This window comes from Salmonella sp. NW645 (assembly GCF_051703725.1).
Lineage (GTDB): Bacteria > Pseudomonadota > Gammaproteobacteria > Enterobacterales > Enterobacteriaceae > Salmonella > Salmonella enterica.
Map to the genome: position 1 here is coordinate 140230 of NZ_JAMMKR010000008.1, position 12593 is coordinate 152822.

The following is a 12593-nucleotide window of genomic DNA, read 5'->3' on the forward strand; positions in this document are numbered from 1 at the left end:
ATCCCTGGCCTTAACGGCCTGTCAGCAACGGTTGATGAGATATTATGCGCGAGAAATTTTATTGTGTAAGTCCGTATTATTGTGATGATGCGAAAATTTTACGCAGAAATGTGGTTTCGCCAGCCAAAACAGCCTCTTCTACTTGTCCCTTTTCGGGAAACGTCCGACAATTTGTCCATAATCAGGTAACAATGGAGATGCCCATGACCACCGCCTTTTTTGTCGCCGCCGACTGGCTTGCCGAACATATTGATGATCCGGAAATACAGATTCTTGACGCCCGTATGGCGCCGCCAGGACAGGAACATCGTGATATGGCGGGCGAATATCGCGCCGGACATATTCCCGGCGCGCTGTTTTTTGATATTGAAGCGCTTTCCGATCGCGCATCGCCGCTGCCGCATATGATGCCGCGCCCGGAAGCGTTTGCGGTGGCCATGCGTGAACTGGGTGTTCGCCAGGATAAACACCTGGTCATATACGATGAAGGCAATCTGTTCTCCGCTCCGCGGGCATGGTGGATGCTACGCACGTTCGGTGCCGAGAAAGTGTCCATTCTGGCGGGCGGACTGGCGGGCTGGCAGCGTGACGAATGGCTATTGCGCGAAGGCGAAGAAGCGCATGAAGGAGGCGAGTTTGAGGCGAAATTCGCGCCGCAAGCCGTGGTGCGTCTCACCGACGTATTGCTGGCAAGCCATGAAAAAACCGCGCAAATCGTTGACGCGCGTCCGGCGGCGCGTTTTAACGCTCAGGCTGATGAACCGCGTCCGGGACTGAGGCGCGGACACATTCCTGGCGCGCTAAATGTCCCGTGGACGGAACTGGTGTATGAGGGCGAATTAAAGACCACTGACGAACTGAATGAGGTTTTTTTCAGCCACGGCGTGAGTTTCGACAGACCGATTATCGCCAGTTGCGGCTCCGGCGTAACGGCCGCGGTCGTGGTGCTGGCGCTCGCCACGCTGGATGTGCCTGACGTCACGCTTTACGACGGCGCGTGGAGCGAATGGGGCGCGCGTACCGATTTACCGGTTGAACCCACTTAATATCTGCCATGCTGGATGGCGCTCACGCTTATCCGGCCTACCGTTCAGGCTGATGTAAAACGAATCTACATAAATTCTGTTTAAGCAGGCCACAAAAAAACCGCTCAATTGAGCGGTTTTTTTGTGCTGGTCCGGTTCGCGGCCTTTCCAGCAGGCTTTGTTGCCATAGCAACGCAGGCACACCGTAGGGGATTAATACTCCCTTTTAAGGGAGCAAATGTCAATATAATTTACCGGGAAACTATTCAACATTTGAGGTATTATCTTTCCCGGCCCTTTCCGCCGTCTCGCAAACGGGCGCTGGCTTCAGGAGAGGATAACCCATGGCCGTAAGCGCAGGCACACCGTAGTGCCTGCTATCACGGCATTATCGCCAGCGGTACTGCCGTGATGCGGTCTTCGCAAGGACCGCAACATGAAGGTACGATGCTTTTGTGTCGTGCTTCTTGTTTCTGGCACGTTGTGTCTTCACGCAGACAGAAGCTACCCAGGTAATTCTGTTCCCGTAACGCTCAACGTCCAGAGCAGGTAAGCCAGGAGGCCGCCCTGTTGGGCGGCTTTCTTTTCTTCAGATGATGCGATTCTGTTTAAAATCGCGCAGGAACCCGCCCCAGCGGCGCTCGTAGAACGGTGCGATATGCTCGGTGATAAAGTGGCTGATACCCTGCTCGCCCTTCCTCACCTGACAAATATCGATCGGTTCGTCACCCGGTAACGTGTCGGTCGCCACATTGCCCGCTGCGTGAATGATCTCTTCAATATCGCCGTCAGCCTCAATGCCAATCAGCAGATTAGGTTGGGCGTCCGCATGTTCTTTAATCGCGCAGAGAAATGCGCGTTTCACCGGTTTGATGGTTTTAAACAGCGTAGTGAGGGAATCAATCATCTGCGACGGCGGCTCGGCCACTTCGGATAAAATAAGCGACTCGCCGCCTTCCAGCACTTCCTGCGTACTTAACGGACTGCCTTCCTCAGCGAGAAGCAGGCTGATTTCACGCGGCATAAACTCTTTGCCGGTCGGCAATTTAGCGTTGAGGAATAACGTTTCGCCAAGCGTCATTTCAAACAGCGTGCGCGCCGGCATCACCACAAATGCCTGTTCGTCTTCCACGGCCTGCTGCAGCGCCTCCAGAGAAGTAAAGAAGGGAATGACGGTCGTGCCGTCTTCTTTTTCCCAGTGCTGCAAATCCAGAGCGCTGTCTTCCACAATCGCCTCGCCTTCGGCAGCGCTGCCCGGCACCCAGACGGTGGACTCCAGTAAGGTACGGAAAAATGCCGGACGATGCGCGGGCTCAGTCGCCGCTTTCTCCAGCAAGATTTCTAATTCATTTTTAGTTTCGGACATAGGAATCACAAATTATGTATATGGGTTGTAGGCCTGATAAGACGCACGGCGTCGCCATCAGGCAAAATGCCGGGTGGCGCTTCGCTTACCCGGCCTACAAAAACACCGTTCAGGCGGTCAGCAAATTCGCGATGGTGCGCACACCCAGACCGGTTGCCCCGGCAGCCCACTGCTCAACCGGCGCTTTGCGATAAGTGGCGGAACAGTCAATGTGCAGCCAGCCTTCGCGGTAATTTTCAACAAAGTGCGACAGAAAACCCGCGGCGGTGCTTGCCCCAGCGGGATACGCCGCGCTGCCGGTGTTGTTCAGTTCCGCAAAGTTAGACGGCAGTTGGTTACGGTGGAACTCTGCCAGCGGCAGACGCCAGAACGGTTCATTCTCTTGCGCCGCGCTGGTCAGCAAGCGCCCCGCCAGCGTATCGTCAAAACTGAATAGCGCATGGTAGTCGTTACCCAGCGCCGTTTTCGCCGCGCCGGTTAACGTCGCCATATCAATGATTAGCTGCGGGTGTTGTGCGCTGGCGTCAATCAGGCCATCCGCCAGCACCAGTCGCCCTTCCGCATCGGTATTCATGACTTCGACATTCTTACCATTACGGTAGCGAATAATGTCGCCCAGTTTAAACGCATTGCCGCTGATCAGATTATCGGCGCAGCACAGGAACAGTTTTACGCGTTTATTCAGCCCACGGGTAATGGCGAACGCCAGCGCGCCTGTTACTGTCGCCGCGCCGCCCATATCGGATTTCATTGAGTCCATAAAAGCGCTTTGTTTGATACTGTAGCCGCCGGAGTCAAAGGTAATACCTTTACCGACCAGGCAGGCATAAACCGGCGCATCTTTGTCTCCCGTCGGGTTGTAATCCAACGCCAGCAGCACCGGCGGACGCTCAGAACCACGGCCTACGGTATGCAACCCCATATAGTTCTGCTCGCGCAGATCTTCGCCTTTGGTGATACGGTAAGTGACGCTATCGCACGCGACGCTACACAGCAGATCCACCGAGCGCTGCGCCAGTTGCCCCGGCCCAAGCTCTTCCGCCGGAGCATTAATGGTGTCGCGCACCCAGTCAATAATAGTCAGGCGGTTATCCAGCTCCTGACGTTGGGCATCGTCTAAATCCGGCCACATTACGGTACGGACGCCTTTTGGTCCTTTGTAACCCGCCCAGAATGCCCAACAACGCTCGGTATCCCATCCTTCGCCTGTCAGCGCGACCTGTTTTATTCCCAGGCCGTCGATTTTACGCGCCGCACGCTGGATCAACCCCAGATCGTCTTTACCGTTAAGATGCAAGGTAATACCGTCGTTATTAATACTGTAAGTGGCTTTATCGCCCCAGCGCGCATCGGCAGGCTGCGTGGAAAGCGTAATTTTCATGGCTTCTGTCATTGTTATTTTCCTTATTAGCAAACGGGCCGCCGTAGGGCAGCCCGTTATTTGACTTACTCTGCTTCATCCAACCAGACTAGCAGAATCGCCTCCAGAATTTTTTCATTGGATGCGTTAGGGTCGTCGTCAAAATCGTCCAGTTCGCAGATCCACTGATGCAGATCGGTGAAACGAACGGTTTTAGGATCGACATCAGGATATGCGTCGTATAACGCTTCGCCGATCTCGCGGCTATCGGTCCACTTGAGTCCCATACTACCCTCTGTTAATGCTCACGCGCATGGTTGATTGTGTAACGTGGAATTTCGATAACCAGATCGTCGTCGGTAACGCGGGCCTGGCAGCTCAGTCGACTTTCCGGCTCCAGCCCCCACGCTTTATCCAGCATATCGTCTTCTTCTTCCGAACTTTCCGGCAAGGAGTCGAAGCCTTCACGTACAATACAGTGACAGGTGGTGCAGGCGCACGATTTCTCACAGGCGTGTTCAATCTCGATGCCGTTGCGCAGCGCAACGTCAAGAATGGTTTCACCGGTCTCAGCTTCCAGAACTGCGCCATCCGGACAAAGATCCTGATGAGGCAGAATAACAATCTTCGGCATGTTAAACCTCGTCTACGGAATGGCCTTTCAACGCGCGACGAACCGACTGGTCCATGCGGCGAGCAGCAAATTCCTGGGTTTGTTTATCTACGTTTTTAATGGCTTGTTCTATGGCGTCAACATCATCGCCTTGTGCGACCGCGCTTAAATGTGCGGCGGCATCATCAATGCATTGACGTTCTGCGGCGCTTAACAGCGCGGCGTCGGCAGTTAGCGCGCCGGTCAAACTTTCCAGCACGCGCGCGGCTTCGACTTTTTGCTCCGCCAGCATACGCGCTTTCACGTCCTGCTCGGCAAAACTCATGGAATCCTTGATCATCGAGGCGATTTCGCTATCGGTCAGGCCATAGGAAGGTTTGACCTGAATGGAGGCCTCGACGCCGGTGGATTTTTCCATTGCGGTGACGCTCAACAGGCCATCGGCGTCTACCTGGAAGGTCACGCGAATATGCGCCCCGCCCGCCGGCAACGGCGGAATCCCGCGCAGCGCAAAACGCGCCAGCGAGCGGCAGTCCTGCACCAGTTCGCGTTCGCCCTGCATCACATGGATAGACATCGCGGTCTGACCGTCTTTGAAGGTGGTGAAATCCTGCGCGCGCGCCACCGGGATAGTGGTGTTGCGCGGAATGACTTTTTCCACCAGGCCGCCCATCGTTTCCAGCCCAAGAGAGAGTGGAATCACGTCCAACAGCAGCATTTCGCTGTCCGGCTTGTTGCCGACCAGAATATCGGCCTGAATCGCTGCGCCGATAGCGACCACTTTATCCGGGTCGATAGCGGTTAACGGCGTGCGGCCAAAAAATTCGCCTACTCGCTCACGCACCAGCGGTACACGGGTCGAACCACCAACCATGACCACTTCCAGAACGTCCTGGGGATCAACGCCGGCATCTTTCAATGCGCGACGGCAGGCCAATAGCGTGCGCTTAACCAGCGCGGAAATGAGATCGTTAAACTGCTCGCGAGTGATTTCCCCCTGCCAGCCCGCAACGTTAACGCGAACGGTATCGGCATCGCTTAAGGCGATTTTCGCCGCAATCGCGGCATCCAGCAGTTCGCGCTGAACGCGATTGTCGCTACGATCGGCAATTCCCGCCTGCTCACGAATATAGTCCGCCAGCAGATGGTCAAAGTCGTCGCCGCCGAGCGCAGAATCACCGCCCGTCGCCAGCACTTCAAACACCCCGCGGCTCAGGCGTAAAATAGAGATATCGAAGGTACCGCCGCCGAGATCGTAAACAGCAATAACGCCTTCTTTGCCTGAGTCCAGACCGTAGGCAATCGCCGCCGCCGTCGGTTCGTTGAGCAGGCGCAACACATGCAGGCCTGCCAGCCGCGCGGCGTCTTTCGTTCCCTGACGTTGGGCATCATCGAAATAGGCGGGAACGGTAATCACCACACCATCCAGCTCGCCGGAGAGCGATTCGCTAGCCCGCGCGGCCAGCGCTTTGAGAATATCAGCCGATACGCGTACCGGATTGAGCAATCCAGCCGCCGTGTCAATCATCGGCAGCCCATTAACGCTTGCCTTAAACCGGTAAGGCAGATGCGGATAGCGCGCCTGGATATCCGCCAGCGAGCGTCCCATCATGCGTTTCACAGAGCTGATAGTGTTGGCCGTATCCTGCGCGGCATTGTCACGCGCAGCGTAACCGACCGTATGGCCCTGCTGCTGATAGTGAACCACTGAAGGCAACAGGTGGCGCCCTTCGTGGTCAGGCAGAGTTTCCGCCTGGCCGCTGCGAACCGTCGCAACCAGAGAGTTGGTAGTGCCTAAGTCGATACCCGCCGCCAGACGACGCTGATGCGGCGCGGCGCTCAGACCAGGCTCACTAATTTGTAATAAGGCCATGTTAGATTCCAGTTAAAAATCGAGCAGCTTTTCTTCGAGTTGTTCTGCGCTGCTTCGCAGTTTATCGAGAAACCGCAGTTTGCGCACCGTATCCGCCGCCGCGTCCCACGCGGCGTTGTCCAACTGTTCCACCATTTGCTGAAGACGAGCATCAAACATCTTTTGTACGCGTTTGATGAAGCTTTCCAGCCGCACGTCGTCTTTTGATTGTTCGATATCGTCCAGCTCTTCGCGAAGCGTGAGTTGTTCCATCAGAAACGCGGTGTCGCGTACCGTATGCTGCTCGCTGGCCAGATCGAACCCGTGTAAGGAAAGCAGATACTCCGCGCGCGTCAAAGGGTGACGCAGCGTTTGCCAGGCCTGGTTGATCGTGGCGGATTGCTGGACGGCGGCAAGCTGCTGCGCCTGAGTGCCGTTGGCAAATTTGTCAGGGTGATACTGGCGTTGCAGATCCTGAAAACGAAGGCTCAGCGCCTGGGTGTCAATCTGATAACGGGCTGGTAAGCCAAAGAGGGTGAAGTAATCCATAACATTCTCAGGGATAGCCTGTCAGAACAAACCCCACACGCAGGCGACCACGGTGGGGTTATACCTTCTTACTTCGCGCCGCAGATGCGTTGTCTGCGCGGGTTCCCCCAGACACTGACTCAAATAAGCGCCTGGGGATTCACTCGCTTGCCGCTTTTCTGCAGCACGAATGCTCGGTATAACAGCGGAACACGGTTACACGTGGAAGCTTTCGCCGCAACCACACTCATCTTTCACATTCGGGTTGGAGAATTTAAACCCTTCGTTCAGACCTTCTTTTACGAAGTCCAGCTGTGTACCGTCCAGAAATTGCAGGCTCTTGCCGTCAACCACTACCTTAACGCCTTTGTCTTCAAACACGGTGTCTTCCGCCGTTGGCTCGTCAACAAATTCCAGTACATAAGCCATACCTGAGCAGCCGGAGGTTCTCACGCCCAGACGCAGACCAAACCCTTTACCACGGTTGGCCAGGAAGGTATTAACTCGCGCTGCTGCACTGTCGCTAAGTGTAATCGACATAACAAAACCTCAATGTTAACGTTCTATTTTATTTCGCTTCGCGTTTGCTTTTGTAATCCGCAATAGCGGCTTTAATCGCGTCTTCCGCCAGAATAGAGCAGTGAATTTTCACCGGCGGCAGTTCCAGTTCGTCTGCAATGTCGGTGTTTTTAATCGCCTGCGCTTCGTCCAGGGATTTCCCTTTCACCCACTCCGTTACCAGAGAACTGGAGGCGATAGCGGAACCGCAGCCATAAGTCTTGAAGCGCGCGTCTTCAATGATACCTTCATCGTTAACTTTAATCTGCAACTTCATGACGTCGCCGCAGGCCGGCGCGCCAACCATGCCGCTTCCCACGTTATCGTCGTTGTTGTCAAACGACCCTACGTTACGCGGGTTCTCATAGTGATCGATTACTTTTTCGCTGTAAGCCATTATAAATTCTCCTGATTCCGATACCGATTAATGATGTGCCCATTCGATGCTGTTCAGATCCACACCCTGCTTGTACATTTCCCACAGTGGAGAAAGGTCACGCAGGCGGCCAATGGATTTACGAACCAGATCAATGGTGTAGTCGATCTCTTCTTCAGTGGTAAAACGACCTAAAGAGAAACGGATAGAGCTATGCGCCAGCTCGTCATTCATGCCCAACGCGCGCAGCACGTAGGACGGTTCCAGACTGGCGGATGTACAGGCGGAACCGGAAGAGACCGCCAGGTCTTTCAGCGCCATGATCAGCGACTCGCCTTCAACGTAGTTAAAGCTCACGTTGAGAATGTTTGGCGCGCCCTGCTCAAGGTCGCCGTTCAGGTAAACTTCTTCAATATCTTTGATGCCGTTCCACAGACGGTTACGCAGACCACGCAGACGGGCCATTTCGGTCTCCATCTCTTCTTTCGCGATACGGTAAGCTTCGCCCATGCCGACGATCTGGTGAACAGGCAGCGTACCAGAGCGCATACCGCGTTCGTGCCCGCCGCCATGCATCTGCGCTTCAATGCGAATACGCGGCTTACGACGCACATACAGCGCGCCAATGCCTTTCGGACCATAAATTTTATGACCGGAGAAGGACATCAGATCCACTTTCAGTTGGCTCAGGTCGATAGGCAGTTTGCCCACGCTCTGGGTGGCGTCAACGTGGTAGATGATACCGCGCGCGCGGCACATTTCGCCGATGGTCGCGATATCCTGCACCACGCCGATTTCGTTGTTCACGTGCATGATGGAAACCAGAACGGTGTCGTCACGCATCGCTGCTTCGAGCTCGTTGAGATCGATGATGCCGTTGCGCTGCGGCGCCAGGTAGGTCACTTCAAACCCTTCGCGCTCAAGCTGACGGCAGGTGTCCAGCACCGCTTTGTGCTCGGTCTTGCTGGTGATGATGTGCTTGCCTTTTTTCTGATAAAAGTTGGCAGCGCCTTTAATCGCCAGGTTATCGGACTCCGTCGCCCCTGAGGTAAAGACGATTTCACGCGGGTCGGCGCCGACCAGTTCAGCAATCTGGTTACGGGCGATATCTACCGCCTCTTCAGCCTGCCAGCCAAAACGGTGTGAACGAGACGCCGGGTTCCCAAAGGTTCCGTCCAGGGTCAGAAACTGCATCATTTTCTCGGCAACACGCGGGTCCACCGGCGTGGTTGCGGAGTAGTCGAGATAAATCGGTAATTTCATTGCTCTTAAACTCCGTACATCACTCAATGCAAGGAATCAGGCAACCGGCTGGATGTACGACCGTGTTGACGGGACGTCCGCGTCCCGGCCTGATTCTGAATTCTTTTTTACGCTTCATCCTTCAGACGACCGCGGCATTCACCGCATGAGGCCGCCAGAAGAGATGGCGTAATATTTTAATTAAGCGCGTAATTTAACGTCGATAGCGTCCTGCGCACGACCGCTGGCGCGCGGCGCGTCATGCGTGTGCTGGCGACCAGACACATCCAGAACTTCCTGGTTATTCACCAGCTCGCCTAAAGTAATATTGTTGAGAAAACCGGTCAGGCGATCGCTTAAATCACGCCACAGCGCATGGGTCAGGCATTTATCGCCGCCCTGGCAGCCGCCTTTGCCCTGGCAACGGGTCGCGTCAACGGATTCATCAACCGCGCTGATCACTTCGCCGACCGCGATACTGCCAGCATCTTTACCCAGCAGATAGCCGCCGCCTGGCCCGCGTACGCTGGAAACCAGACCGTTTTTACGTAAACGGGAAAATAGCTGTTCCAGATAAGAAAGGGAAATCCCCTGACGTTCAGAAATATCAGCCAACGGTACCGGGCCCGCTTCGGAGTTGAGCGCAACGTCTAACATTGCGGTCACGGCATAACGCCCTTTAGATGTCAGTCTCATGTCTTACTTAACCTCAAACTCGCCCCTGCCCGGGGTTTTTTATTGTAAAATGGGGGTATTGCATAGCAGGGACAAGTCTGACATTCCCGAGTAATTTGGTCAACTATTTACTTGAGTAAATTAGTCAGGTATTTAGCGTTCCGTGCGGTATTGACGCGGTTACTTGCCTTTATTCTGCTGCTCAATAGACGCCAGAATCCCACGCAGAATATTCAACTCCTGGCTTTCCGGGCGGGCGCGGGTAAACAGACGGCGCAATTTATTCATCACCTGCCCCGGATGGTTTTCGCGAATAAAGCCAGTGGAGAGCAACGTCTGCTCCAGATGGCCGTAGAAACGTTCAAGATCGTCCACCAGCGGATACGGCGTCTCTTCATAATCTGCCGCGTCGCCGTTTTCCTGCGTCGCCAGCCAGGCCATACGGACTTCATATGCGATGACCTGTACCGCCATCGCCAGATTCAACGAGCTGTACTCCGGGTTAGCGGCAATCGCGACGTGATAATGGCATTTTTGCAACTCATCGTTAGTCAGCCCGACACGCTCACGACCAAAAACCAGCGCAACCGGCGTATTTGCCGCTTCCGCCACGCTTTTTAAGCCGCACTCGCGCGGATCAAGCATCGGCCACGGCAGAGTGCGGGAACGGGCGCTGGTGCCGACCACCAGGCTACAGCCAGCTAACGCTTCATCCAGCGTATCGACGATCTGCGCATTACCGATCACATCGCTGGCGCCTGCCGCCAGGGCGATGGCCTGGGAGTCCGGTTTCACCAGCGGGTTTACCAGCCACAGGTTAGTTAAGCCCATGGTTTTCATAGCGCGAGCCACAGAGCCCATATTGCCGGTGTGGGAGGTTTCCACCAGCACAATTCGAATGTTTTGCAGCATTGTCTTTCTTCAGCTAAAGATTATTCTGACATCTTACCATAAAACCAAGACAGATTCCGATCTCGCTGCTATACTCTGCGCCGTTTTCCCGTTCTTTAACATCCAGTGAGAGAGACCGATGCATCCGATGCTGACCATCGCCGTGCGCGCAGCGCGCAAGGCGGGTAATGTAATTGCCAAAAACTATGAAACTCCGGACGCTGTAGAAGCGAGCCAAAAAGGCAGTAACGATTTTGTGACCAATGTGGATAAGGCCGCTGAAGCGGTAATTATCGACACCATTCGCAAATCTTACCCGCAACACACTATTATCACCGAAGAAAGCGGTGAGCACGTTGGCACAGATCAGGATGTTCAATGGGTTATCGATCCGCTGGATGGCACCACCAACTTCATCAAACGTCTGCCACACTTCTCTGTTTCCATTGCTGTACGCATTAAAGGCCGTACTGAAGTGGCTGTCGTTTACGATCCGATGCGTAACGAACTGTTCACCGCCACCCGCGGTCAGGGCGCGCAACTGAACGGCTACCGTCTGCGCGGCAGTACCGCTCGCGATCTGGACGGCACTATCCTCGCTACCGGCTTCCCGTTCAAAGCCAAACAATACGCGACCACCTACATTAATATTATCGGCAAGCTGTTCACCGAATGTGCCGATTTCCGCCGCACCGGTTCCGCCGCGCTGGATCTGGCCTATGTGGCTGCAGGTCGTGTCGATGGTTTCTTTGAAATTGGCCTTCGTCCGTGGGATTTCGCTGCGGGCGAACTGCTGGTTCGTGAAGCGGGCGGTATCGTCAGCGATTTCACCGGCGGTCATAACTACATGATGACCGGTAATATCGTGGCGGGGAATCCGCGCGTCGTTAAAGCCATGCTGGCGAATATGCGCGACGAACTGAGCGATGCGCTGAAGCGCTAAGTCTCTTCGGCGGATGGGGCCACTCATCCGCCGTGCCTTTTCAGGCGTTTTTCCTAAACACAGCCTCATCGCTTTACTTGCCTGCATGTTTTTGTACGATCGCTCCCTGCTCCGCTATTGGCATAAAGCGGCAAGGAAGCGAACATGACCCTTCAACATACCCGACGCATCGTCAAATCCCTTTTTATTCTGTTTATCATTGTGGTCTGTATTTACCTGCTACCCCGCGTAGCGATCAATGCCTTTTATTACCCGGACAATAAAGTCTATGGGCCAACCCCTGCCGAAGCTGAATCCATTACCTTTACCGCCAAAGATGGCACGCATCTGCACGGCTGGTTTATTCCCACTGCTTTCGGCAGGCCGGAAAACGCCGTCGCGACGGTGATTCATGTCCATGGCAACGCCGGAAATATGTCGGCGCACTGGCCGTTAGTCAGTTGGCTGCCAGAACGCAACGTAAACCTGTTTATGTTTGATTACCGTGGTTTTGGCGAATCTGAGGGTACCCCATCACAAGAGGGGCTACTGGACGATACGAAAAGCGCGATAGATTATGTGCGGCATCGCGACGACATTAACCCCGAGCGCCTGGTACTGCTGGGGCAGAGCCTGGGCGGCAATAATGTACTGGCCGCCGTAGGACACTGTGTAGGCTGCGCTAATATGCGCTACGCCGACCAGGCGGGCATACGTGCAATTATCCTCGACTCAACGTTTTTATCCTATTCCTCCATCGCCAACCAGATGATCCCGGGCAGTGGCTATTTGCTTGATGACCGCTATAGCGCGGATCGCAATATCGCCAGCGTCAGCCCCATTCCGGTATTGATTCTTCATGGCACGGCAGACCATGTTATTCCCTGGCAGGACAGTGAGAAATTGTATGCCCTCGCCCAAGAGCCCAAACAAAAAATCTTCATTCCTGGCGGCGATCACATTGATGCTTTTTCCGGGCGTTATGAAAACCTTTACCGCGATGCAATGATTAATTTTATTCAGACCGCGCTATCCGCTAAATAGCGCGACGCTGTATATATGCATATTTTATGATTAAGAATATATTTATTATACCGATAGTAAAAACCATTTTTTCCCGTTAGCGAAGGCGGTGGATTAGCGCTAGCGTAACAGTAATATTCAACTGATTTTTATAACAATTTA

The 12593-nt window shown here is 54.4% G+C and carries 15 protein-coding genes; 4 read left to right on the forward strand and 11 right to left on the reverse strand.

Annotated elements, in window-relative coordinates:
* Positions 1-203 precede the first annotated feature (203 nt).
* Positions 204-1046 (forward strand): 3-mercaptopyruvate sulfurtransferase, encoded by an 843-nt coding sequence (gene sseA, locus NA389_RS17600; RefSeq protein WP_000205242.1) that lies wholly within the window; start codon positions 204-206, stop codon positions 1044-1046.
* Positions 1047-1461: 415 nt separating this feature from the next.
* Positions 1462-1578, forward strand: a complete 117-nt coding sequence (gene timP, locus NA389_RS17605) for a small toxic inner membrane protein TimP (RefSeq protein WP_242617172.1) — start codon at positions 1462-1464, stop codon at positions 1576-1578.
* Between the two features lie 36 nt (positions 1579-1614).
* Here the strand turns inward: timP and sseB are convergent, their stop codons facing one another.
* The 11 genes from sseB to trmJ form a co-directional block, all read right to left on the reverse strand.
* Entirely contained in the window at positions 1615-2391 is a 777-nt protein-coding gene (gene sseB / locus NA389_RS17610; protein ID WP_001522413.1) for an enhanced serine sensitivity protein SseB, read from the reverse strand.
* Between the two features lie 109 nt (positions 2392-2500).
* Positions 2501-3784 carry an aminopeptidase PepB gene (pepB, locus tag NA389_RS17615; protein ID WP_000133547.1) on the reverse strand — a complete coding sequence of 428 codons (1284 nt, stop codon included), beginning with the start codon at positions 3782-3784 and terminating at the stop codon, positions 2501-2503.
* Between the two features lie 53 nt (positions 3785-3837).
* Positions 3838-4038, reverse strand: a complete 201-nt coding sequence (iscX, locus tag NA389_RS17620) for a Fe-S cluster assembly protein IscX (protein ID WP_000523621.1) — start codon at positions 4036-4038, stop codon at positions 3838-3840.
* 11 nt (positions 4039-4049) lie between these two features.
* Complete coding sequence (gene fdx / locus NA389_RS17625; protein ID WP_001124466.1) at positions 4050-4385, reverse strand: ISC system 2Fe-2S type ferredoxin; 336 nt, start codon at positions 4383-4385, stop codon at positions 4050-4052.
* Between the two features lies 1 nt (position 4386).
* The gene (gene hscA, locus NA389_RS17630; protein WP_001196652.1) at positions 4387-6237 is read right to left on the reverse strand and encodes a Fe-S protein assembly chaperone HscA; all 1851 of its coding nucleotides are present in this window, start codon (positions 6235-6237) and stop codon (positions 4387-4389) included.
* A gap of 12 nt (positions 6238-6249) precedes the next feature.
* Positions 6250-6765 (reverse strand): co-chaperone HscB, encoded by a 516-nt coding sequence (gene hscB / locus NA389_RS17635; RefSeq protein ID WP_000384398.1) that lies wholly within the window; start codon positions 6763-6765, stop codon positions 6250-6252.
* A 195-nt stretch (positions 6766-6960) separates the two neighbouring features.
* Complete coding sequence (gene iscA / locus NA389_RS17640) at positions 6961-7284, reverse strand: iron-sulfur cluster assembly protein IscA (protein ID WP_000028952.1); 324 nt, start codon at positions 7282-7284, stop codon at positions 6961-6963.
* Positions 7285-7312: 28 nt separating this feature from the next.
* Positions 7313-7699, reverse strand: coding sequence for a Fe-S cluster assembly scaffold IscU (gene iscU / locus NA389_RS17645; protein ID WP_000331704.1), 387 nt, complete (start codon positions 7697-7699; stop codon positions 7313-7315).
* A 27-nt stretch (positions 7700-7726) separates the two neighbouring features.
* A complete protein-coding gene (gene iscS / locus NA389_RS17650) occupies positions 7727-8941 on the reverse strand; it encodes a cysteine desulfurase (RefSeq protein ID WP_000775268.1) in 1215 nt (404 codons plus the stop codon).
* A 180-nt stretch (positions 8942-9121) separates the two neighbouring features.
* A complete protein-coding gene (gene iscR, locus NA389_RS17655; protein WP_001241346.1) occupies positions 9122-9616 on the reverse strand; it encodes a Fe-S cluster assembly transcriptional regulator IscR in 495 nt (164 codons plus the stop codon).
* A 159-nt stretch (positions 9617-9775) separates the two neighbouring features.
* Complete coding sequence (trmJ, locus tag NA389_RS17660) at positions 9776-10507, reverse strand: tRNA (cytosine(32)/uridine(32)-2'-O)-methyltransferase TrmJ (protein WP_000940034.1); 732 nt, start codon at positions 10505-10507, stop codon at positions 9776-9778.
* A 118-nt stretch (positions 10508-10625) separates the two neighbouring features.
* On the opposite strand from trmJ, the gene suhB reads away from it, so the two are divergent.
* Entirely contained in the window at positions 10626-11429 is an 804-nt protein-coding gene (gene suhB / locus NA389_RS17665) for an inositol-1-monophosphatase (protein WP_000553473.1), read from the forward strand.
* Between the two features lie 144 nt (positions 11430-11573).
* Positions 11574-12452 (forward strand): alpha/beta hydrolase, encoded by an 879-nt coding sequence (locus NA389_RS17670; protein ID WP_000174947.1) that lies wholly within the window; start codon positions 11574-11576, stop codon positions 12450-12452.
* Positions 12453-12593 lie beyond the last annotated feature (141 nt).

What these genes read in the sequence shown, in the direction of transcription:
- sseA (WP_000205242.1), top strand. Translation starts at nt 204, where the DNA reads ATGACCACCGCCTTTTTTGTCGCCGCCGACTGGCTTGCCGAACATATT.
- timP (WP_242617172.1), top strand. Translation starts at nt 1,462, where the DNA reads ATGAAGGTACGATGCTTTTGTGTCGTGCTTCTTGTTTCTGGCACGTTG.
- sseB (WP_001522413.1), bottom strand. Translation starts at nt 2,391, where the DNA reads ATGTCCGAAACTAAAAATGAATTAGAAATCTTGCTGGAGAAAGCGGCG.
- pepB (WP_000133547.1), bottom strand. Translation starts at nt 3,784, where the DNA reads ATGACAGAAGCCATGAAAATTACGCTTTCCACGCAGCCTGCCGATGCG.
- iscX (WP_000523621.1), bottom strand. Translation starts at nt 4,038, where the DNA reads ATGGGACTCAAGTGGACCGATAGCCGCGAGATCGGCGAAGCGTTATAC.
- fdx (WP_001124466.1), bottom strand. Translation starts at nt 4,385, where the DNA reads ATGCCGAAGATTGTTATTCTGCCTCATCAGGATCTTTGTCCGGATGGC.
- hscA (WP_001196652.1), bottom strand. Translation starts at nt 6,237, where the DNA reads ATGGCCTTATTACAAATTAGTGAGCCTGGTCTGAGCGCCGCGCCGCAT.
- hscB (WP_000384398.1), bottom strand. Translation starts at nt 6,765, where the DNA reads ATGGATTACTTCACCCTCTTTGGCTTACCAGCCCGTTATCAGATTGAC.
- iscA (WP_000028952.1), bottom strand. Translation starts at nt 7,284, where the DNA reads ATGTCGATTACACTTAGCGACAGTGCAGCAGCGCGAGTTAATACCTTC.
- iscU (WP_000331704.1), bottom strand. Translation starts at nt 7,699, where the DNA reads ATGGCTTACAGCGAAAAAGTAATCGATCACTATGAGAACCCGCGTAAC.
- iscS (WP_000775268.1), bottom strand. Translation starts at nt 8,941, where the DNA reads ATGAAATTACCGATTTATCTCGACTACTCCGCAACCACGCCGGTGGAC.
- iscR (WP_001241346.1), bottom strand. Translation starts at nt 9,616, where the DNA reads ATGAGACTGACATCTAAAGGGCGTTATGCCGTGACCGCAATGTTAGAC.
- trmJ (WP_000940034.1), bottom strand. Translation starts at nt 10,507, where the DNA reads ATGCTGCAAAACATTCGAATTGTGCTGGTGGAAACCTCCCACACCGGC.
- suhB (WP_000553473.1), top strand. Translation starts at nt 10,626, where the DNA reads ATGCATCCGATGCTGACCATCGCCGTGCGCGCAGCGCGCAAGGCGGGT.
- NA389_RS17670 (WP_000174947.1), top strand. Translation starts at nt 11,574, where the DNA reads ATGACCCTTCAACATACCCGACGCATCGTCAAATCCCTTTTTATTCTG.